At 67.1% G+C, this 21244-nt stretch carries 18 protein-coding genes; 9 read left to right on the forward strand and 9 right to left on the reverse strand.

The features are described from left to right. Positions 1 to 38: 38 nt before the first annotated feature. Both AC06FD_RS06470 and AC06FD_RS06475 read left to right on the forward strand, forming a co-directional pair. Complete coding sequence (locus AC06FD_RS06470) at positions 39 to 665, forward strand: response regulator (RefSeq protein WP_449335856.1); 627 nt, start codon at positions 39 to 41, stop codon at positions 663 to 665. Continuing rightward, positions 662 to 2953 (forward strand): ATP-binding protein, encoded by a 2292-nt coding sequence (locus AC06FD_RS06475; protein ID WP_478077337.1) that lies wholly within the window; start codon positions 662 to 664, stop codon positions 2951 to 2953. The genes AC06FD_RS06470 and AC06FD_RS06475 overlap by 4 nt, the downstream gene beginning before the upstream one ends. Here the strand turns inward: AC06FD_RS06475 and AC06FD_RS06480 are convergent. The 6 genes from AC06FD_RS06480 to AC06FD_RS06505 all read right to left on the reverse strand — a co-directional run bounded on the left by AC06FD_RS06480 (position 2946) and on the right by AC06FD_RS06505 (position 10383). Beyond that, entirely contained in the window at positions 2946 to 3218 is a 273-nt protein-coding gene (locus AC06FD_RS06480; RefSeq protein WP_259202599.1) for a hypothetical protein, read from the reverse strand. The two genes, AC06FD_RS06475 and AC06FD_RS06480, sit on opposite strands and share 8 nt — an antisense overlap. 111 nt (positions 3219 to 3329) lie before the next feature. After that, positions 3330 to 3728 carry a fluoride efflux transporter CrcB gene (gene crcB, locus AC06FD_RS06485; protein ID WP_478077338.1) on the reverse strand — a complete coding sequence of 133 codons (399 nt, stop codon included), beginning with the start codon at positions 3726 to 3728 and terminating at the stop codon, positions 3330 to 3332. After that, the gene (locus AC06FD_RS06490; protein WP_259202597.1) at positions 3728 to 5029 is read right to left on the reverse strand and encodes a replication-associated recombination protein A; all 1302 of its coding nucleotides are present in this window, start codon (positions 5027 to 5029) and stop codon (positions 3728 to 3730) included. Before AC06FD_RS06490 ends, crcB begins: the two co-directional genes overlap by 1 nt. A 238-nt stretch (positions 5030 to 5267) precedes the next feature. Further along, positions 5268 to 5906 carry an outer membrane lipoprotein periplasmic chaperone LolA gene (gene lolA / locus AC06FD_RS06495; RefSeq protein WP_259202596.1) on the reverse strand — a complete coding sequence of 213 codons (639 nt, stop codon included), beginning with the start codon at positions 5904 to 5906 and terminating at the stop codon, positions 5268 to 5270. Positions 5907 to 6022: 116 nt separating this feature from the next. Then, a complete protein-coding gene (locus tag AC06FD_RS06500; RefSeq protein WP_478077382.1) occupies positions 6023 to 7960 on the reverse strand; it encodes a DUF3857 domain-containing protein in 1938 nt (645 codons plus the stop codon). A gap of 56 nt (positions 7961 to 8016) precedes the next feature. Continuing rightward, entirely contained in the window at positions 8017 to 10383 is a 2367-nt protein-coding gene (locus AC06FD_RS06505; protein WP_259202594.1) for a DNA translocase FtsK, read from the reverse strand. A gap of 255 nt (positions 10384 to 10638) precedes the next feature. Between AC06FD_RS06505 and trxB the strand changes: the two genes are divergently transcribed. Further along, complete coding sequence (gene trxB / locus AC06FD_RS06510; RefSeq protein WP_259202593.1) at positions 10639 to 11610, forward strand: thioredoxin-disulfide reductase; 972 nt, start codon at positions 10639 to 10641, stop codon at positions 11608 to 11610. Positions 11611 to 11892: 282 nt separating this feature from the next. Here trxB and AC06FD_RS06515 read toward each other — a convergent pair whose 3' ends face one another. Continuing rightward, on the reverse strand, positions 11893 to 13404 hold the full coding sequence (locus AC06FD_RS06515) for an N-acetylmuramoyl-L-alanine amidase (RefSeq protein ID WP_478077339.1): 1512 nt from the start codon (positions 13402 to 13404) through the stop codon (positions 11893 to 11895). Between the two features lie 709 nt (positions 13405 to 14113). Between AC06FD_RS06515 and AC06FD_RS06520 the strand changes: the two genes are divergently transcribed. The 4 genes from AC06FD_RS06520 (at position 14114) to AC06FD_RS06535 (ending at position 16982) form a co-directional block, all read left to right on the forward strand. Beyond that, the gene (locus tag AC06FD_RS06520) at positions 14114 to 15244 is read left to right on the forward strand and encodes a GNAT family N-acetyltransferase (protein ID WP_478077340.1); all 1131 of its coding nucleotides are present in this window, start codon (positions 14114 to 14116) and stop codon (positions 15242 to 15244) included. Next, on the forward strand, positions 15241 to 15975 hold the full coding sequence (aat, locus tag AC06FD_RS06525; protein ID WP_478077341.1) for a leucyl/phenylalanyl-tRNA--protein transferase: 735 nt from the start codon (positions 15241 to 15243) through the stop codon (positions 15973 to 15975). Before AC06FD_RS06520 ends, aat begins: the two co-directional genes overlap by 4 nt. A 198-nt stretch (positions 15976 to 16173) precedes the next feature. Then, positions 16174 to 16392 (forward strand): translation initiation factor IF-1, encoded by a 219-nt coding sequence (gene infA, locus AC06FD_RS06530; RefSeq protein WP_005409596.1) that lies wholly within the window; start codon positions 16174 to 16176, stop codon positions 16390 to 16392. A 218-nt stretch (positions 16393 to 16610) separates the two neighbouring features. Next, complete coding sequence (locus AC06FD_RS06535) at positions 16611 to 16982, forward strand: hypothetical protein (RefSeq protein WP_478077342.1); 372 nt, start codon at positions 16611 to 16613, stop codon at positions 16980 to 16982. A gap of 131 nt (positions 16983 to 17113) precedes the next feature. On the opposite strand, the gene clpA is transcribed toward AC06FD_RS06535, so the two are convergent. Further along, positions 17114 to 19396 carry an ATP-dependent Clp protease ATP-binding subunit ClpA gene (gene clpA / locus AC06FD_RS06540; protein ID WP_259202587.1) on the reverse strand — a complete coding sequence of 761 codons (2283 nt, stop codon included), beginning with the start codon at positions 19394 to 19396 and terminating at the stop codon, positions 17114 to 17116. A gap of 138 nt (positions 19397 to 19534) precedes the next feature. Between clpA and AC06FD_RS06545 the strand changes: the two genes are divergently transcribed. After that, a complete protein-coding gene (locus AC06FD_RS06545; RefSeq protein WP_478077343.1) occupies positions 19535 to 20356 on the forward strand; it encodes an aminoglycoside phosphotransferase family protein in 822 nt (273 codons plus the stop codon). Here the strand turns inward: AC06FD_RS06545 and clpS are convergent. Beyond that, positions 20353 to 20685: an ATP-dependent Clp protease adapter ClpS gene (gene clpS / locus AC06FD_RS06550; RefSeq protein WP_259202585.1), complete on the reverse strand. Its 333-nt coding sequence runs from the start codon at positions 20683 to 20685 to the stop codon at positions 20353 to 20355. The genes AC06FD_RS06545 and clpS overlap by 4 nt on opposite strands. Positions 20686 to 20779: 94 nt before the next feature. Between clpS and AC06FD_RS06555 the strand changes: the two genes are divergently transcribed. Continuing rightward, complete coding sequence (locus AC06FD_RS06555; RefSeq protein WP_259202584.1) at positions 20780 to 21244, forward strand: hypothetical protein; 465 nt, start codon at positions 20780 to 20782, stop codon at positions 21242 to 21244.

Below are 21244 nucleotides of genomic sequence, written 5' to 3' on the forward strand. Positions count from 1 at the left end.
ATCGCGTAGCCCCCTTTGTCCAACAGCAAACAGATCCCATGAGCGGACAGGCCACCCCCTGCACCCTGAAGATCGCGCTGCTCGACGACCACGATGTTGTCCGGCACGGCAGCTTCGTCCACCTGTCCTGCGATCCGCGCTTCGACGTGGTCGGCAGCCATGCCCACAGCCGCGAACTGTTCGACACACTGTCATCCACGCACGTGGATGTGGCCGTCGTCGATTACGCGCTGTCCATCGACGACCTGCCCGGCCTGGAGCTGCTGCCGCTGCTGCGCACGCAGTTTCCCTGGGTCCGCCTGCTGCTGTTCACAGCGCACTGCAGCCAGGTGCTGCTGTCGCGCCTGATGGATGCGGGCGCCAGCGGCGTGGTCAGCAAGACCGAGCGCCTGGATGCGCTGGCCGTTGCCGTCGTGCATGTCGCGGCCGGGCTGTGCCGGCTGCCGGACGGCTTTGCCAGCGACATGGATGCCCTGGCGCTGTCCCGCAGCGAGCGCGAAGTCCTGCGGTTGTGCCTGGCCGGAATGAGCGTCACCGAGATCGCCCACCACCGGCACCGCAGCATCAAGACGGTCAGCACGCAGAAGCACACCGCCTTCCGCAAACTCGGCCTGCGCACCGACGGCGAGCTGTACATGCTGCGCCACCAACTGGCGCCGCTATGAGCCGGGCCCGGGACCGCGCATTGGCGGCAGCGCTGGCGGCGGTCGTGGCCACGCCTGCGGACGCCGTGGCCGCCGCCCGCACCGTGCACGTCGCCCTGGACCCGGGCCAGCACCGGGCACTCGCCGCCAGCGCGCTGCCGTCGCGCCAGGCCAGCCTGGCGCACGGGTATGCATCCCTGATCGGCACCCATAGCGGCGTGCGTTTCGACGCGCACGAAGTGCCCTCGCACCAGGCGGCGTTGCGCGCGGTGTGCGACCGGCGCGCCGACCTCATGCTCATGCTTGGGCCCCTGGAAGAGGCGCCGTGCGCACTGGCATCGTCGGTGGCGTACTACCGCGGCGAGACCCTGCTTGCCAGCCGGCACGCCAACCGCGCCAGGCTGTCACTCACCGACACGCGCCCGCACCGGATTGCCGTGGTCCGGGGCAGCCGCTATCCCAGCTGGTTGCGCCGGCATTACCCGCACCTGCAGGTAGTGCCCGCCCCCGACCTGCCGGGCGCGCTGGCCGCGGTCGAGGCCGGCATCGCCGACGCGGCACTGGGCCTGGACGTGCTGATTCGACCGCTGGTCCGGCGTGACTTCGCCGACAGCCTGCAGCTGCAGAGCGCGCCGGCCGACCTGCCCGCCGATGTCTTCCTGGTCGCCCGTGCGGCCGACCAGGCCCTGCTGCACGACATCGACACGGCGATGCGGGCGATCACCCCTCGGCAACACGCCCAGGTGCTCACGGAGGTGGCCGCCCACCGTCCATTCGACCCGCCCTCGCCCGCCGCACTCATGCGTCACTTCCGCTGGGAATTGGCGGCCGCCTGCGCGGCGTTGGCGGCACTGCTGGTGCTTGGCGCCTGGCTGGCGCGCGCCCACCGGGCGGCCCAACGCAGCGAGCAGCGCCAGGCGCGCTTCATCGGGGTGATGAGCCACGAGGTGCGCAACGCCGCCCAGGCGCTGGTCGCCTCGGTGGACCTGCTCGGGCAATCGCACCTGGACCAGGGCCAGCGCCAACTGGTGGACGCCGCGCGCGCCGCCGGCGTCGGCCTGCGCCAGCTGCTGGGGCATGCGCTGGATTACTCGCGCATGGCCGCCGGCCACTTCCAGCCGGTCCTGGACTGGCACGACGTGGCGGACCTGGCGCAGGAGTGCATCGCCGCACTGCACCCGGCGGCCCACGCCAAAGGCCTGGTGCTCTGCCTGCACGCGCCACCCGCGCCGCTGCCCAGGCTGCGTACCGATGCCGCCGCCCTGCGCCAGATCCTCAACAACCTGCTGGGCAACGCGCTCAAGTTCACCGCCAGCGGGCGCATCGATGTGACCGTATCGCTGCACCCGCAGGCGCACGGCGAGCAGCTGTGCCTGACGGTCAGCGATACCGGCATCGGCATTCCCCTCGAGCGCCAGGCCGGTGTGTTCAAGCCGTTCGCGCAGGCCCACGACACCCAGTCACAGGTCCTCGGCGGCGCCGGCCTGGGCCTGTCGATCTGCCACGACCTGGTGCAGGCCCTGCACGGCCGCATCCACCTGTGCAGCGCACCGGGCCGTGGCAGCCGCTTCGAGGTCATCCTGCCGGTGGTGAGCGAGCCTGCGACCACCCCGACGGCGCCCCGCCCGCTGGCGGGCTACGCGGTTCTGCTGGTGGAAGACCATGCGCTGAACCGCGCTTTCGTGGCACGTCGGCTGGAAGCGCTCGGCGCTGCCGTGCACGCCTGTCGCGATGCGGCCGGCGCCCTGCAGCGCCAGGCCGCCGCACCGGCACGACTTGTATTGATCGACTGCAGCCTGCCGCAGGTGAGTGGCTACGAGCTGGCACAGGCGCTGCGCCGACTGGAAGCCGCACAAGCGCAGCCGCCCGCACTGCTGGTGGCCTTGTCGGCGGCCACCTCCCCTACCCATGTGCAGCGCTGCCACGCCAGCGGCATGGACGCGGTGTTGTGCAAGCCACTGGATGAGCGGCAGCTGCTCGCCGCCTTGGGGCTGGACCATCCCGACGCCGCCATCGCCGCGCCTGCGATGGCCCGCAGCGATCCGTTGTTTCCCCCGTTGCTGCAGTCGCTCGGCGACGAGTTGTCGGCGATGCAGCGGGCATGCGCCCATCGGCAGGCCGGGCTCATCCGCCACCATGCCCATCGCATGGCCGGCGCCTTGCGCATGCTGGGCCAGGAGGACCTGGCCGACACCGCTGCCGACCTGCAGGAGCTGGGCCTGGCGTCGGCGGCCAGCTGGGCCGAGGCCGACCGCCTGCTGGCCTACCTGCAGGACGCCGTGCCGCAGATCGAAGCAGGGACTACTTGAGCTGCAGCGGGTAGCGCTGCCACAGCACGTGCACCAGGAAGCCGGTCAACTCCGGGTCCTTGCTGCTGATCGCCGCGCGGATCTTGTCCAGCAGCACCATGTCGCTGCAGGTGCGCACATCGGCATGCCCGGCTTGCCCGGCGCGGCGCGCACGATAGCGGGCCGCACGCTGCGCGTCGGTCATGGCGTAGCCGAACGTGGGCGGACGACCGCGCTTGCGCGGCAGCGTCAGCTCCAGGGTGCCGGGGTCTTGTTCATCGCGCATGACGGACGAGGATGCGAACGGGGGCGCGCACGATATCGTGAGACATCACTTTAATCCAGCGTTTTCAGCGCTTTTTCTGCATCCCGTTGCGGTAGCAGCGCCGACGCCGGCTCAGCGCCAGCCCTCGGCCACCCGTGCGCCGGCCCATACCAGCACCATCCCGCCCACCAGGCTGATGCCCAGGTACAGCGGCATCATCAGGCCGCGCTCGGCACGCGCGAAGACCAGCGTCTCCAGCATCATCGAAGAGAACGTGGTGAGCCCGCCGATGATCCCCACGATGAGGAAGGCGCGCCAATACAGTGCGGCGCTGCCGCGGCTCTGCAGCCAGACCATCACGTACCCGGCGGCGAAGGCGCCGACCAGGTTCACCGTCAAGGTGCCCCACGGAAAGCCGGTGCCGAACTGGCGCAGCATCGCATCGCCCACCATGAAGCGCAGCGCCGCGCCCAGCGCGCCACCGGCCATGACCAGGCCCAGCTGTTGCCACCACACACTGAAGCCGCCCATCACTGCCCACCCTTTTCGGCCCGCGCCTGTTCACGCGCCGCGCGCAGCCGATCCAGCTTTTCCTTCAGCTTGATCTCCAGCCCACGCGGTACCGGCTCGTAATACACGCGCTCGCCCATCGCATCGGGGAAGCCGGTCTGGTCCAGCGCGATGCCGCCGTCGGCATCGTGGTCGTACTGGTAGGTCTTGCCGTACCCCAGCTCCTTCATCAGCTTGGTCGGCGCGTTGCGCAGGTGCAGCGGCACCTCCTGCGTGCCGGTCTCGCGCACTTCCTGCCTGGCCTTATTGAACGCGGCGTAGCCGGCATTCGATTTGGCGGTACTGGCCAGGTACAGCACCAACTGCGCGAACGCGAGCTCGCCTTCCGGGCTGCCGAGACGCTCGTAGATGTCCCAGGCTTCCAGCGCCATCGACTGCGCGCGCGGATCGGCCAGCCCGATGTCTTCGATCGCCATGCGGGTGAGCCGTCGCGCCAGGTAGGACGGATCGCAACCGCCATCAAGCATGCGGGTCAGCCAATACAGCGCGGCATCCGGGTTGGAGCTGCGCACCGACTTGTGCAACGCCGAAATCTGGTCGTAGAACTGCTCGCCACCCTTGTCGAAGCGCCGGGTGCGGTCGGCCAGCACCTGCAGCAGCATCTCCGGACTGATCCGGCCCCCATCCCCGCCCGCCAGTTCGGCGGCGATCTCCAGCAGGGTCAGGGCACGGCGCACATCGCCGTCGGCGGCGGTGGCGATTTCCAGCAGCGATTCGGGGGCAACCTGCAGGGCTTCGCTGCCCAGGCCGCGTTCGCCGTCCTGCAGCGCGCGCTCCAGCGCCTCCACGATGTCGGCCGGCGACACCGATTCGAGCACATGCACGCGGCAGCGTGACAACAGCGCCGAGTTCAGTTCGAACGAGGGGTTTTCGGTGGTGGCGCCCACGAACACGATGGTGCCGCGTTCGATATGCGGCAGGAACGCATCCTGCTGCGCCTTGTTGAACCGGTGCACCTCATCGACGAACAGCACGGTGCGGCGGCCGTCGGCGAAGCGCTGGGCCGCCTCGGCCAGCACCTGGCGCACCTCCGGCAGACCGGACAGCACCGCGGAGATCGCGCGGAACTCGGCATCGGCGTAGTGCGCCAGCAGCAGCGCCAGCGTGGTCTTGCCACAGCCCGGCGGCCCCCACAGGATCATCGAGTGCACGTGCCCGGATTCGACCGCGCGGCGCAGCGCGCTGCCCGGGGCGAGCAGGCGTTTCTGCCCCACCATCTCGTCCAGGGTCTGCGGTCGCATCCGCTCGGCGAGCGGACGCATGTTGTCCCGATCCACGGTCAGGAGATCGGGGCCGTTGAATGTCGTTCGGTTTCTGGCCACCCGCGTATTCTATCGCGAGCGCGCGTGAACCCACGTCGGATCGGCACCGGTAGAGCCACCCCATGGGTGGCTGCTCTGCGTGCGGCGCACGGGATATCAGGAAGGCCCCGGCCAGGCATGGCCTGGCTCTACCCCCCTCCCGTCTCACTGGCCCGGGGCTACGGTCACCCGTCCCGGCTTATTCGCCGATGACGTCGGTGCCCTTGGGCGGTGCGAAGCTGAAGGTGCCGGCGGCAAAGCCCGGGTTGCGCTTCCAGCCGGTGAAGTTGATCACCGTGCGCTGACCCACCGCGTCCACCACTTCCATCCGCGCCAGGCCCTGCGCATTGAAGCCCAGCGCGGCGTACTGGAAGGCGGTGTCGGTCTCGCGCTTGGGGCTCAGCGACAACCACTGCAGGCCATCGCGGGCCGCCGCTTCTTCGCTCACGTCGTACTGCTTGTCCAGCAATGCCGGATTGATCAGCGCGGTCAGCGGACTGTTCTGTTCCTCGGCGCCCTGCGGGCGCACGGTGGCCTGCTCCAGATCCTTCTCATACACCCAGACCTTCTTGCCGTCGGCGACGATCAGCTGCTCGTGCGGCTTGATGTATTCCCAGCGGAACAGGCGCGGCGCCGACAGCGCGACGCGGCCGCTGGTGTTCTCCTTGACCTTGCCCTTGCTGTCGAACACCTGCTGGCTGAACTGCCCATCGAGCCCCTTCAGGCCCTGGGTGAAGCGGTTGAGTTCATCGCGGGCGCCGGCCCAGGCCGAGGCCGACCCGACACTGGCCACGACCAGGGTGGCGGCAACCAGATAGCGGCGGAAAGGGGTGTGCATGGGCGTATCCAGACAAAATGGGAAGGATGGCGGCAGTGTGCCCATTTAAACCTGAATGGGCGATCAGGGGCAGTCCGCACGGGGTGGCACGGGCACGCTACGCCCGCGGCGGCCCCTCAGGGGTTGGCCTGGACGGTCTTCAGGTCGCCGTACACCACCTGGCCGCGGAAACCACGCCGCACCTGCTGGTACAGCGCGCGGAACGCCGGGTAATCCTGCGGTTGGCACAACGCCTGCGCGCCGCGCACCGCGCGTTGGTGCAGGCGATGGTGGGCGATGATGGTCTGGCCCTGGCGGCTCCAGTCCAGGGTGTACTCACCGGCGGCGTTGCTGAACTGCTGGCCGCGCGGAATCGCCACGATCGGCACCCCGGCCGGGAACTGCAGGCGATAGGTTTCCTCGCGCAGGCTGTCGGTGCAGTAGAACGGCGCGTCGTTCTGCGGCGCCGAGGTGGTCGCGTAGATGCCACGCACCGACTCGGCACCCGGCGCGTCCGGCAGCGGCATGCCGCCCACCACGCCAAAGTCCGCGTAATCGCTGGCGTGGAAGTCGTAGCGATAGTTGAACGGCTGCGCCAGGTCCTGCGGGTCGCCAAGCAGGGTGAGCGCGCCGGTTCCGTCGAAGCCGGAGGACGCCATGATCGACTCCTCCACCCGCGCGCGGTTCTGCGCGTTGAGCCGTGCAAACGAGCCCCGCATGCCGATTTCGGTGACCCCGCTGGGCTGCTGCACGGTCTGCCCGGTCAGGTTGCCGAGCGCATCCAAGCGGAAATCGACCTGCAGGCCATTGCCATTGCGCGTGGCGTCGTTGTCGGGCGTGCGCGACAGCGTGGCCGTGCGGGTCAGCAGCACCGGCGCGCCGAGGTCAGCGTCGGGCAACTGGCCAAAGCGCGCATAGGGGCTGGTCGAGTCCAGGAACAGGTCGAACTCGGGGATGTAGGTGATGGCGTGGTTGAAGCGGCCCAGCAGCGGAATCGCCGGCAGGCTCGGCCCGCCACCCGCGCCGATCAGCACCGCGCTGCTCTGGATGCCGCGCGCGGCCAGCAGCGCCTCCAGGATCACCACGTGGTCCTTGCAGTCGCCGTAATGGTTGTCGAGGATGCTCTGTGCCGGATTCGGCTCCAGCCCGCCATTGCCCAGGTACACCGCCACATAGCGGATGTTCTGCGCCACCCAGCGATACAGCACCGCCGCCTGCTCGCGGCGGTCGTCGATGCCGGCGGTCAACTGGTCGGCCAGCGCCTGGATGCCGGGTGTCACCTGCGCGGCCTGCCCACCCTTGAGCTGGTACGCGCGCGCCACCTGCGACCAGTCGCGGTAGGTGCTGGCCATGATCGTCGGGCTGAATTCCCAGGGCGCGGCCGACCAGTTCTGCGACTGCATCGGGGTGCCGCGCTGGTAGCGCCAGGCCCAGCTGGCCTGGCCGTCACGGATCGTCGGCCGGTCGCTGCCCTGTACCCCGCGCTGCTGCACGAACATCGGCAAACTGGCCGGTGCGGTCAGGGTCACGCGCGCGTCGTCGTACTGGGTGAACACGCTGAAGGTTTCCCACAGGCCGAAGTAGCCCGGGAAATACGGCGTGTTCTGCGTGCGGCGGGTGGTGTAGACCACGCGCGTGCCCGGCGCCAGGTTGGGGAACACCACTACCCGCACCTTGCGGTCGGCGTACATCGCCGCCGACGCGCTGGAGTAGCTTTCCTGGGTGTAGATGCGGTCGGCCGGCACGTCGCGGCGCTGGCCGTCGGCGGTCAGCGTGTAGGCGGCCAGGACCTCCAGCGTTTCCATCTTCTCGCTATAGCTCAGCCGCACCTGGCTGAACTGCTCGACCGCGGCCTTGGTCTTGAGCAGGATTTCGTACTCTTCGGTCTGGGTGTTGCCGGCATCTGCGCCCACGGCATAGTCGGCGCGGTAGCGCACGAAACTGAAATTGTTGCTGGCCTGCGCGTCGCTGGCGATCGATGGGCCGGGCGTCGCGGGCGGCGCCGCCGCAGGCGTCGCCTCGGCATGCGCCACGACCGGGGCAACCCCCAGTACGCCCCACAGCATCCAGACCATCGGCTTCATTGCAGGTTCCTTGTACGGGGCGATGCCCATGGCCTGGCGGCGCGGCGTTACTTCGGCGGCGGCGGCGCCAGCACGCTGCGGTCGCCGTTGTGTTCGGGCGGACTGACCACCCCGGCCATTTCCATCGCCTCGATCAGGCGCGCGGCACGGTTGTAGCCGATCTTCAGCCGGCGCTGCACGCCGGAGATCGAGGCGCGGCGGGTCTCGGTGACGATGCGCAGGGCCTCGTCGTACAGCGGGTCGGACTCGTCACCGCTGCTGCTGCTCGCCTCGGGCAGGCCACCGGCACCCACCACCACGCCGTCGCCCATCATCTGCACCTCGTCGAGGACGCCGCTGATGTAATCGGCCGGACCACTGGCCTTGAGGTGCTCGACCACGCGATGCACTTCCTCGTCGGACACGAACGCACCGTGCACGCGGTCCGGCAGCGCGGTACCCGGTGGCAGGTACAGCATGTCGCCGTGACCCAGCAGGGTCTCCGCACCGGACTGGTCCAGGATGGTGCGCGAATCGATCTTGGAACTGACCTGGAAGCCGATGCGGGTGGGGATGTTGGCCTTGATCAGACCGGTGATCACATCCACCGACGGGCGCTGCGTGGCCAGGATCAGGTGGATGCCGGCCGCACGCGCCTTCTGCGCCAGGCGCGCGATGAGTTCTTCGACCTTCTTGCCGACGATCATCATCATGTCGGCGAATTCGTCGATGAAGATCACGATGAACGGCAGCGTCTCCAGCGGACGCGGGGCTTCGCCCAGCTCCGGGTTCGGCTTGAACAGCGGGTCCATCATCGGCTGGCCGGCGTCCTCGGCATCCTTGACCTTCTTGTTGAAGCCGGCCAGGTTGCGCACGCCCACCGCGCTCATCAGCTTGTAGCGGCGCTCCATTTCGGCCACGCACCAGCGCAGGCCATTGGCGGCCTCCTTCATGTCGGTCACCACCGGTGCCAACAGGTGCGGGATGCCTTGGTAGACGCTCAGTTCGAGCATCTTCGGGTCGATCATCAGCATCCGCAGGTCTTTCGGCGAGGCCTTGTAGAGCAGGCTGAGCACCATGGCGTTGACCGCCACCGACTTGCCCGAACCGGTGGTGCCGGCCACCAGCAGGTGCGGCATGCGCGCCAGGTCGGCCACGGTCGGGCGGCCGGCGATGTCCTTGCCCAGCGCCAGGGTCAGCGGGCTGGCCGACTTGTCGTACTCCTTGGAGCGCAGCAGTTCGGACAGGTAGATCATTTCGCGGGTGACGTTGGGGATTTCCAGGCCCACCACCGACTTGCCCGGGATCACGTCGACCACGCGCACCGACTTGACCGACAGGCCGCGGGCGATGTCCTTGTCCAGCGAGCTGATCTGGCTGACCTTGATGCCCGGCGCCGGCTCGATCTCGAAGCGGGTGATCACCGGGCCCGGATAGGCACCGACCACCTGGGCCTCGATACGGAAGTCCTTGAGCTTGAACTCGATCTGCCGCGACAGCGTTTCCAGCGTGTCTTCGTCGTAGCCCTTGGGCTGCGGCTTGGGATCGTCCAGCAGCGCCAGCGGCGGCAGGTCCGAGCCGTCACCGTTGACCCCGCGGAACATCGGAATCTGGGTCTCGCGCTTGGCCCGGTCGCTCTTCTCCAGCACCGGCTCCGGGCGCGGCTCGATCTTGACCGGCTCGCGCTTGGCGCGGACCTCGGCATCGACCTTGCGCACTTCCTGACGCTCCTCGCGCAGGGCGCGGGTCTGCTGCCATTCGGTGGCCTGTTCCTTTTTCTTGTTGAACAGCGGCGGCAGCGCCAGCACCCAGCGGCCGATCTTCTCCATCACCACGAACCAGGAGATGCCGGTGGCCAGGGTGATCGAGGCCAGCAGCAGCACCAGCACGAACAGGTTGGCGCCCAACGCGCCGAAGCCGGCACTCAGGGAATTGCCGACCAGCCGGCCGAGGATGCCGCCGGCATGGGCGACGTCACCGGTGAACAGGCGCACGTGCAGGAAGCCGGTGCCGGCGATCAGGAAGCCGACCAGGCCGACCAGGCGCAGCGCCGGGTCGAGGTCATGCCCGCCCTTGCTCTCGCGCTTGAGCCCGAACATGGCGATCCAGGCCAGCGCGCCGAGCACGATCGGCAGCACGAAGGCGATGTAGCCGAACAGCTGCAGCAGCACGTCGGCGATCCAGGCGCCGACACGGCCCCCCATGTTGTGGATGGGCGCGACCACGCTGCCGGTATGCGACCAGCCCGGATCGGACGCCGAATAGGTGAACAGACTGGCCACCAGATACAGCAACGCCGGGGCGATCGCGATCAGGCCGAGGTCGCGCCACAGTCGCTGACGGCCCGAATTGTCGGCAGGCGCAGGCGCCGCCGCAGCCTTGCGCGACGGTTTGCTGTCGGGAGACTTGGATCGTTCCGGGAGCTGCTTCGCCACCTTAGACCACACCTTGGGAATGCACTGTTAGTGCTTGATAATAAACGACTGGGCCGCGCTTTTCAGTGCCGACAGCTGGACAATTCAGTTGCCGCCGTCAAATCGATGGCGCGGGGCCCGGTCATGGCCCTTGCGGACCGCCCCGTTCCACCGGCCGCCTTGAATCGCCCCGCCCCTGCCGCCACTCTATGACCTGTCTTGGACGTCACGCAATCACCGCCGGCGCCCCGCCCCACCCCTCTTACGCGAGTCTACATGAGCCATTCCCTGCCCTCCCGCCACCAGAAGCTCGTCATCCTCGGCTCCGGCCCGGCCGGCTGGACCGCCGCCGTCTATGCCGCGCGCGCCAACCTCAAGCCGGTGGTGATCACCGGGCTGCAGCAGGGCGGCCAGCTGATGACCACCACCGAAGTGGACAACTGGCCGGGCGATGCGCATGGCCTGATGGGCCCGGACCTGATGACGCGCATGCAGGCCCATGCCGAGCGCTTCGAGACCGAGGTCATCTTCGACCACATCCACACCGCCGACCTGTCCCAGCGCCCGTTCAAGCTGATCGGCGACAGCGCCGAGTACACCTGCGACGCCCTGATCATCGCCACCGGCGCCACCGCCAAGTACCTGGGCATCGAATCGGAAGAGGCGTTCAAGGGCCGCGGCGTGTCGGCCTGCGCCACCTGCGACGGCTTCTTCTACCGTGACCAGGACGTGGTCGTGGTCGGCGGCGGCAACACCGCCGTCGAAGAAGCGCTGTACCTGTCCAACATTGCCCGCAAGGTCTACCTGGTCCACCGCCGCGACACTCTCAAGGCGGAGAAGATCATGCAGGACAAGCTGTTCGCCAAGGTCGCCGCCGGCAAGATCGAGACCGTGTGGCACCACCAGGTGGACGAAGTGCTGGGCAACGATGCCGGCGTGACCGGCGTGCGGGTCAAGTCGACCCTGGACGGCAGCACCCGCGACATCGAGGCCCACGGCTTCTTCGTGGCCATCGGCCACCACCCCAACACCAGTCTGTTCGAGGGCCAGTTGACGATGAACAACGGCTACCTGGACATCCGTTCGGGCCTGGGCGGCAACGCCACCCAGACCTCGGTCGAGGGCGTGTTCGCCGCCGGCGACGTGGCCGACCAGCACTACCGCCAGGCCATCACCTCGGCCGGCTTCGGCTGCATGGCCGCGCTGGACGCCGAGCGCTACCTGGATGCGAAGGGCGAGCTGGGCTGAGGCCGGGCAGCACCGGCGCAACAGCAGCGGAAGGCCGGCGCAGTGCGCCGGTCTTTTTGTTAGGGGTGCGGGCTATGTGGCGCCATGGCAGCTCAAGCCTGGCAGCTGCGACGCATAGCGGCGTGACCCAGCTTCATTTTTGTCCGCAGCTTCACCGCCCTCCCGGGAGTATGGCCCTGGAACGACGGAGTGTCTTCATGCTCACTCCCAGCCAACGAAGCTCAAACGCGGCTACCCGAATGCTGAGCCAGCGGTGGCGCAGCCATCCCGTGTAAACCCGGCCTATGGACGACGGATGCACTGCTGCCGATGCCGGACCGGCACCGATTTGACCCCGTCATCATCAACCAGCGAGGTCTCCCAGAACAATGGGGCCGAACCGCCGTTGTTGCAGGACAACGCGATCTTCAACGGCGTCGGCTGCGGTGCCTCCACGGTGATCTCGCTGCCTCGGCAGACCCAGCCCGGCGGGCACCCCACGTTGCGCGTCACGATGCGCAACGGATACTGCGGATAGCCCTCAAACGGCACCTCGATCTCGCGGGAAGCGCCCTGGGACATGCTGACATCCTCGATGGTTTCGCCCTTGAGCGCCTTGCAGCTCTTGCCTTCGCGGAACAGGCGGTAGCCCTTTTCGACGCCCTTCAATGAGGCGGCGCGAAATTCTGGATCGAGCAGCGCAGCTGCATCATCAGGATTGGTATGAAAAGCCGTTTCAACGATTATTGACGGCATGTGCGCCTCTCGATTCTCCCCTTTATTATCAACATGCGGGGCGGGCGCCACCACGAAAGTCTCATAGCCGGCCCTACTTTGTATCAGTTCTTTCATTGAGCACAGCACACTACGTCCCAGTGCAGCGTCAACAGCCCGGCCCGGCTGGACTATGACCCGGCTACCTCGCACCACGCCACTGTCTTCGCCATTGCTGTGAAGATGTATCACCACATCTGCCCCGACGTGGTTGGCTAGCTTTGGCCTGCTATTGATGTCCTCCCGCTCCTCTCTGTCCCATAGCGTACTGCCTGCGTATGTATTCCATATCCCGGTCTCCATGGGGTATTGCTGCGCGATTGCATAGCGCGCGGCCATGGTCCACCACTCGAATCCACTCTCTGGATGAGTCGTACCTGCCTCCTGTACGCGGGCCCGTGTGACTGCCATACCACTACGAGCCTCCACCAAAGCCCTCAACTCACCTGCATACAAAGGCGTCAGCAAGCCCTCGCTTACACCGTTGTGTTCATCGTGGGAGGTTACCCACGTATTGGTCCTATAGCTCATGAAATAACCATGACCTGCCGCAACAACTGCCAGCCCGGACCGTTCCGTCGCTTGCCGCCGCCGATCGCCTTCCAGGCGGGCAGCGTCATCGGCAGCCTTGACCTCGGGAAAGTAGTGGTAGATATCCTTGCCGTCGTACAGGTACTCCACGCCACTGACTGGAGCGAACTTTTCGGCTTCATAGATCAAGCCGTTGTTTATGTTGCTTCTCTGGTCCTCGAATGAAGGGCCGTAGTCCTCAGGAAGAAATGACCTGTCCAGGCGCACCGTAATCACCCCGGTTGCGATGTTCAGCGAGGCATTGACATGCCGGGGGCGCGACTGACCGTCTACCAGCGCCACCCGTTCCAAGGCATATCGAGCGCGCTGCGTCAACAAAGTATCGAGCTCGACATCGCGTTCTAACTGCAGCAACTCTGCACTTGCACCGCGCACCGACGCGGCGAGAAGAAGGTTCGCCCCTGTAATTAATCCGACCAGCAGTAGAATGGAAGTGACTTGGCGTGACATTGACGTTCTCCGTAGGATCAAGGGGCGTGCATGGCCGCATCACCTCGTCATCAGATTGCCCCGCCCTGTCAACGCTAAACGCGCGTTTCCGCACGCTTCGCTGAGCTCGCGGAACCTTGATCCAATCGATGCAACGAAACAAATTGATAAGACCTCCTCATTAAACCGACCCCTGCGCCCAGCGCATCTATATCGACAGCACGGTCACCTCTCCGCTGCCCAGATTCACCCAGACCTTCGCCGTAATAACGGCAGCTGCCAGCTCCGGCGCGGCTGCCTATCCATTAATTGCTCGATCTCCTCTATGGAGCCGTCTTCTTCAATGGCGAGAAAGCCTGGCCCGAAGTTGATCCCCAGCATTCTCCGTTCAATATCCACCTGAGCCGAGAGAGTTGCGTTGGCCGCCTGGGAGCGCTTGATGCGGTCTGCGTCGAGAAGCCGCTGCGCTGCTCGGGTGAGCAGAAGATCCAGTCCTGCGTCACTCCCATTGACACTCGCAAGTCCTCATATTGATTCCCCCAATCATGTGAATGAAGCCCGCGCCCTCGATACGGCTTGCGGATGCTTACCGTGCCTTCCGCTGTCATTCCAATGGGTGCGCTACCGCCCAGTTGTCGCGAGGTGCCGAAAAGACTTTCAATCAGTTCCGCAAAAGGCATTGATCCACCCTCAGCCCCCATTCGCCATCGCCCTGCCCTATCCTCTCCCCATGCCCGATCCACGCTTCCTCCATCGACTCTCCGACATCCCCGCCGCCGACTGGGACGCCCTGCACGACGGAAGCAATCCCTTCGTCCGCCACGCCTTCCTGGCCGGGCTGGAGCAACACGGCTGTCTGCGCCCGGAATGGGGCTGGCGCCCGCGGCACTTCACCCTCTGGGACGGCGACGCCCTGGTCGCAGCGATGCCGGGTTACCTGAAGGACAACTCGCACGGCGAATTCGTGTTCGACCATGCCTGGGCCAATGCGTACGCGCGGCACGGGCTGGACTACTTCCCCAAGTGGCTGGGTGCGGTGCCCTACTCGCCTGTGACCGGGCCGCGCCTGCTGGCCCGCGACGATGTCGATCGCGCCGCGCTGGCCGAGATCCTGCGCGCGGAAGTGCAGCGCATCGGCTGGTCATCGGCGCACGTCAACTTCCACCGCGCGGAGGAAGATGCGGCCTTCGGGGCGGACTGGATGCTGCGCGAGGACATCCAGTTCCAGTGGCATAACCCGGGCGAGTGGCGCGACTTCAGCGATTTCCTGGCCGCGATGGACCACAAGCACCGCAAGAACATCCGCCAGGAACGGGCCAAGCTGGCACGCAGCGGCGTCACCTATCGGATCGTGCACGGCGATGACGCCAGCGAGGACGATCTGCTGGCCATGCATGGCTTCTACCTGCAGACCTTCGCCGAGTACGGCAATGCCCCGGCGCTGACCCTGCCGTTCCTGCGCCACCTGGCCGCCGCGATGCCACGCCAGCTGGTCATCTTCCTGGCCCACAGCGACGGCGTGCCGGTTGCCGGGGCGTTGTGCCTGCGCGGTGCGGATACGCTGTACGGGCGCTATTGGGGTGGCGCCACCCTGCCCGGCCTGCATTTCGAGACCTGCTACTACCAGGGCATCGAGTACTGCCTGCGCGAGGGCCTGACCCGCTTCGAACCCGGCGCGCAGGGCGAGCACAAGCTGGCGCGCGGCTTCCTGCCGACAGCCGTGCGCAGCCGGCACTGGGTGGCGGAGCCGGCCTTCGCCGAGGCGCTGGCGGACTGGTGTGCCAGCGAGCGCGCTGACGTGGCGCGCTATGCGCAGGCGCTGGTCGAGCACAGCCCCTTCAAGTCCGCGGACCCGGCATGAGCCGCCGCTTGCCCTGGGCGCTGGACGCGCGCGCCGACGCCCCCTTCCCGCCCGCCGAGACCGCACTGCGCGACCCCGATGGGCTGCTGGCGATCGGCGGCGACCTGTCGCCGGTGCGGCTGCTCAATGCCTACGCGGGCGGGATCTTCCCGTGGTTTTCCGAGGGCCAGCCACTGCTGTGGTGGTCACCCGATCCGCGCATGGTGTTCCGTACCGACGGCGTGCGCCTCTCCTCGCGCTTTCGCCGCAGCGTGCGCGGCAGCGATTGGGTGGTGCGGGCCGATACCTGTTTTGCCGAAGTGATCGCCGCCTGTGCTTCCACCCCGCGCCCCGGGCAGGACGGCACCTGGATCACCGGCCAGATGCAGGCGGCCTACATCGACTTGCATGCGCTGGGCTACGCCCATTCGGTGGAGGTGTTCAGCGCCGACCGCCTGGTGGGCGGCATCTACGGCGTGGCGATCGGCCGGATGTTCTTCGGGGAAAGCATGTTCAGCGCGGCCAGCGGCGGCTCCAAGGTGGCCCTGGCCGGCCTGGCGCAACGCTTGCGGCAGTGGGGCTGGCCACTGATCGACGCGCAGGTGGAGAACGATCACCTGCTGAGCATGGGCGCCGAACACTGGCCACGGGCGCTATTTCTGCAGGTTGTGCGCGAGCAGGTGGACGCGGGTGGAGCGCCCGGGTCCTGGACGCAGGCCTTCGGTACGTTCGACGCGGCAGCGCTGGCCTGACATCGGGCGATCGCGGAGGCCGGTCGACGCTCGGCGCACCAGCCGCGCCGGGGACCGCCTGGCGCCAAACGCGGGCCGGCACTGCCTGGGACCGCTGAACGTGCCCGATTAACACAAACTTTGCATCCAGGGGGAAGAGCGCGTAAAATGCCCGCTCTTAAGGCCAGCTCGGCCGTTTACAGAACTGCACAGGACTACATGTCGAAAGACGACTCCATCGAGTTCGAAGGCACCGTCAGCGAGACGCTGCCGAACACCACTTTCCGCGTCCGACTGGAAAATGGGCATGAAATCATCGCCCACATCTCCGGCCGCATGCGCAAGAACTACATCCGCATCCTGACGGGCGACCGCGTCAAGGTCGAAATGACGCCCTACGACCTGACCAAGGGTCGTATCACGTACCGCATGAAGTAAGCGGTTCGGGGCGGCTTCCCCACAGAAGCCCCGCCAGAAGGCCAGCCAGGAGCTGGCCTTTTTGCGTGGGCGCGAAAAAGCGGCCGCCCCTGCCAAGCGGCACCCTGACCCTGTGCACCCTGACATCGGTCAGGCTGCCTTGCTGCAGATTCGCCCTGGCGGGCGAGCGCGCACGCTGGTTGCCGGTCCACTCCGGATCGCCACCGTTGGCCCCCGCCATGAAGACCCTGTCCTTGCTGAGCCTGCTCGTTGTCGCCTCTACCGCTGTTGCTGCCCACGCCGCCGAGCCGGCCGCCGCCCCCGCGGCCGACTGCATCACCCTGAGCGCCGACCAGCAGATCGTGCGCGCCAACGCGAACAGCGACGTGCTGCTGCGCAATGGTGACCAGCACTACATCGTGCGCTTCAACAGCAGCTGCACCAGCGCCGCGCAGTCACCCAAACTGGCGTTCGTGACCCCCGACCGGGCGGGCGAGATCTGCAGTGGCGGCATCAGCAGCCTGCGCACGAAATCACAGACGTGCGACATCAGCCGCGTGGATCCGATCACCGCCCAGGAATTCGCCACGCGCGCCCGTGCCCGGCGCTGATCGCCGGGCGATCAAGCGGGCGTGAAAAAGCCCCTTGCGGGGCTGGCTCACGTGCAGCGGCAGCGTCACGACCCCGGCCGTGACCGGCCAGCAGCCCGCGCCACGACCAACGGTCGTGGCGCAGGGGTGGCTTATTCCACCGTGGCAGGCAGGCGCCGTTCCGGCTCGGCCTGGGTTTCCACGAACAGCTCGTCGTTGCGGACGTCGATGCTGACCCGGCCCCCGTTGACCAGCTTGCCGAACAGCAGCTCGTCGGCCAGCGGGCGCTTGACCTTGTCCTGGATCACGCGTGCCATCGGGCGGGCGCCCATCAGCGGATCGAAGCCGTGGCGGGCCAGCCAGTCGCGCGCGGTCGGGGTGGCCGACAGGCTGACGTGCTTTTCCTGCAGCAGCATCTCCAGCTCGATCAGGAACTTGTCCACCACGCGCAGGATGTGCTCGAAGCCCAGCGGCTGGAACTGCACGACCGCATCGAGGCGGTTGCGGAACTCCGGCGTGAAGCTCTTGCGGATGATCTCCATCGCGTCGGTGGCGTGGTCCTGGCGGGTGAAGCCGATCGAACGGCGCGAGGCCTGGGCCGCACCGGCGTTGGTGGTCATCACCAGCACCACGTTCTTGAAGTTGGCTTCGCGCCCGTTGGTATCGGTGAGCACGCCTCGGTCCATGACCTGCAGCAGGATGTTGAAGATGTCCGGGTGGGCTTTTTCCACCTCGTCCAGCAGCAGCACGCAGTGCGGGGTCTTGACGATCTTCTCGGTGAGCAGGCCACCCTGGTCGAAGCCGACATAGCCCGGGGGCGCGCCGATCAGGCGACTGATCGAATGCGGCTCCATGTACTCGCTCATGTCGAAGCGGACCAGCTCGATGCCCAGCTGCAGCGCAAGCTGCTTGGTCACCTCGGTCTTGCCCACCCCGGTGGGGCCGGCGAACAGGAAGTTGCCGATCGGCTTTTCCGGGTTGGCCAGGCCCGAGCGGGCCAGCTTGATCGCCGAGGACAGCGTCTCGATGGCCGGGTCCTGGCCAAAGATCACCATCTTCAGGTTGCGCTCGAGGTGCTGCAGCACATCCTTGTCGGTGGCGCTGACCTGCTTGGCCGGGATGCGGGCCATCTTGGCGACGATGGTCTCGATCTCCTCGATGTCGATCAGTTCCTTGCGCTCGCCTTCCGGCAGCAGCCGCTGGCGGGCGCCGGCCTCGTCGATCACGTCGATCGCCTTGTCCGGCAGCAGACGGTCGCCGATGTGCTTGACCGACAGGTCAACCGCGGCCTGCAGCGCGTCATCGGCATAGGTCACGCCGTGGTGCGCCTCGTACTTGGGCTTGAGGCCCTGCAGGATCTCGTAGGTTTCGCCCACGGTGGGCTCGACGATGTCGATCTTCTGGAAGCGCCGCGCCAGCGCGCGGTCCTTCTCGAAGATGCCGCGGTATTCCTGGAAGGTGGTCGAGCCGATGCAACGCAGCTCGCCAGAAGCCAGGGCCGGCTTGATCAGGTTGGAGGCATCCATCGTGCCGCCCGAGGCCGAGCCGGCACCGATGATGGTGTGGATCTCATCGATGAACAGCACCGCGTTGGGCATCTTCTTCAGCGCGGTCAGCACGCCCTTGAGGCGCTTCTCGAAGTCGCCGCGGTACTTGGTGCCGGCCACCAGCGCGCCCAGGTCCAGCGAGTAGATGATCGCGTCGGCCAGCACGTCCGGCACCGAGCCTTCCACGATGCGCTTGGCCAGGCCTTCGGCAATGGCGGTCTTGCCCACGCCGGCCTCGCCCACGTACAGCGGATTGTTCTTGCGGCGGCGGCACAGGACCTGGATGGTGCGCTCGATCTCGTCGGCGCGACCGACCAGCGGGTCGATCCGGCCGTTGCGCGCGGCCTCGTTGAGGTTGCTGGCGAATTCGGCCAGGGCGTCGCCCTTGCCCTCGCCTTCGCCGCCCTCGGCGCGGCCCTCGCCGTCGGCGGCCGGCGGCACTTCGCCGTCCTCGCCCAGCTTGGCGATGCCATGCGAAAGATAATTGACGATATCCAGCCGGGTCACGTCCTGCTGGTTGAGGTAGTAGACCGCGTGGGAGTCCTTCTCGCCGAAGATGGCGACCAGCACGTTGGCGCCGGTGACCTCCTTCTTGCCCGAGGATTGCACGTGGTACACGGCCCGCTGCAGCACGCGCTGGAAGCCCAGCGTGGGCTGGGTATCGCGCCCGTCGTCTTCGGCCAGGCGCGAGACCGAGGCCTCGATGGCCTGTTCCAGCTCCTGGCGCAGGCGCTCCGCATCGGCCCCGCATGCCTTGAGCACGGCTTGGGCGGACGGGTTGTCGAGCAGTGCCAGCAGCAGGTGTTCCACCGTCATGAACTCATGCCGGGCCTCACGGGCGCGCTTGTAGCACTGACCGATGGTGTGTTCGAGGTCTTTACTGAACATGTTCTACTCCGGCGGCAGGTGGAAACAATATGCGGCCTAGCTGCTCAATTTCCATCACCCTAGCGGATCGGTGCGTTCAGACGGCGTTAGCAGTCCACCGCTACCCCGGATTCCCCAGGCCATTCCAGCGACCTCATCATGCCCGAACTACCGCTCACGAAATGGCAGCTTGCGCGTGATGGCGACGTCATCGCCACGCCGCATGCCCGGCTATGGCCGGTCCGCCTCCCCGACAGCACGGCGGCCATGTTGAAGATCAGCACGGCGAAGGAGGAGCGCAACGGCCACCGCCTGCTGGGCTGGTGGGCCGGCGATGGCGCGGCGCGGCTGCTGGCGCATGACCAGGCGGCGGTACTGCTGGAGCGCGTGGTGCCCGGCCACCGCCTGCGCGGGATGTCCATCGACGGCGGCGATGCGGAGGCCACCGCGATCCTGTGCGCGGTGGCCGCACGCCTGCATCGCCCGCGCGGCCCCGCGCCGGCCGGGCTGGTCGACCTGCACACCTGGTTCGCCGATCTGCTGGCCCCACCGATCCGCCTGCCTCCATTGCTGGAACAGTGCAGATCACTGGCGCAGTCGGTACTTGCCGCCCAGATCGACATCCGCCCCCTGCATGGCGACCTGCATCACGACAACGTGCTGGATGGCGGCGACCGCGGCTGGCTGGCAATCGACCCCAAGCGGCTGCTGGGGGACCGGGCCTTCGACTACACGGTGCTGTTCTGCAACCCGGACCTGTGCGGCCCGGGTATCCACGTGGCCACCCGCGACGCCGTGTTCGAGCGGCGGCTGGTCCAGGTGGGGGCGTTGGCGGGGCTGGAACGCACGCGCCTGCTGCGCTGGATCGCGGTCAGCGCCGGGTTGTCGGCGGTAGGGTTCCTGGCCGACGGGGACCCGGCGGCGGTCAACCTGGCCGTGGCGAGGCTGGCACTGCAGCGCCTGGGCGCAAGCACGGACTAGGCGCCGGTCTTTTCCATCGTGCACAGCAGCGGATGCTGGTTCATGCGCGAGAATTCGTTGACCTGGGCGACCTTGGATTCGGCGACTTCCCGGGTGAACACCCCGCACACGCCGCGACCGCGGGTATGCACGTGGAGCATCACCTGGGTGGCCTTGTCCAGGTCCATGGCAAAGAAGCTCTGCAGGACAGTCACCACGAAATCCATCGGGGTGTAGTCGTCATTCAGCAGCATCACCTGGTAGAACGGCGGCGGTGCCACCTCCGGCCGGGCCGGTTCCAGCATGACGCCGTGATCGTGGTGGGGTTCTTGGGAGGGCTCGCGGGGCATCGCTCCATTATAGCGGGATTGGACGTTGCCTCTGTCGACCTTCACAATCTGCATGCTTCACAATCATCCCCACCCATACTTTCACAGGGTTTTCATGAAAAGGATCGTCACCGCGCTGTTGCTGACCGCTGCCGTGTCCGGCGCGCACGCAGCCGAACCGGACAAGGCCGTCGGCAAGGTGCTCAAGCAGCTCGAGTACCCCTACGAGATCGATGAGGACGGCGACTACAAGCTGGTCTTCGACGCCGGCGACGACCGCAGCCAGCTGGTCTTCGTGCGCTCGACGGTGGAAGAGTACGGCAGCCACCGGATCCGCGAGATCTGGTCGCCCGGTTACACCTCCCCGGACAAGCAGTTCCCGGCCGCGGTGGCCAACCGCCTGCTGGAAGACTCGCAGGACGCCAAGCTGGGCGCGTGGGTCAAGCAGGATCAGCTGGCGATGTTCGTGGTCAAGGTGGATGCCAACGCCAACAAGGACGTGCTCAGCGACGCCATCGATGCGGCCATGCGCACCGCCGATGCGATGGAAGCCGAACTGACCCACGCGGACGAATACTGA

The organism is Stenotrophomonas sp. Steno-Z1 (genome assembly GCF_056393175.1).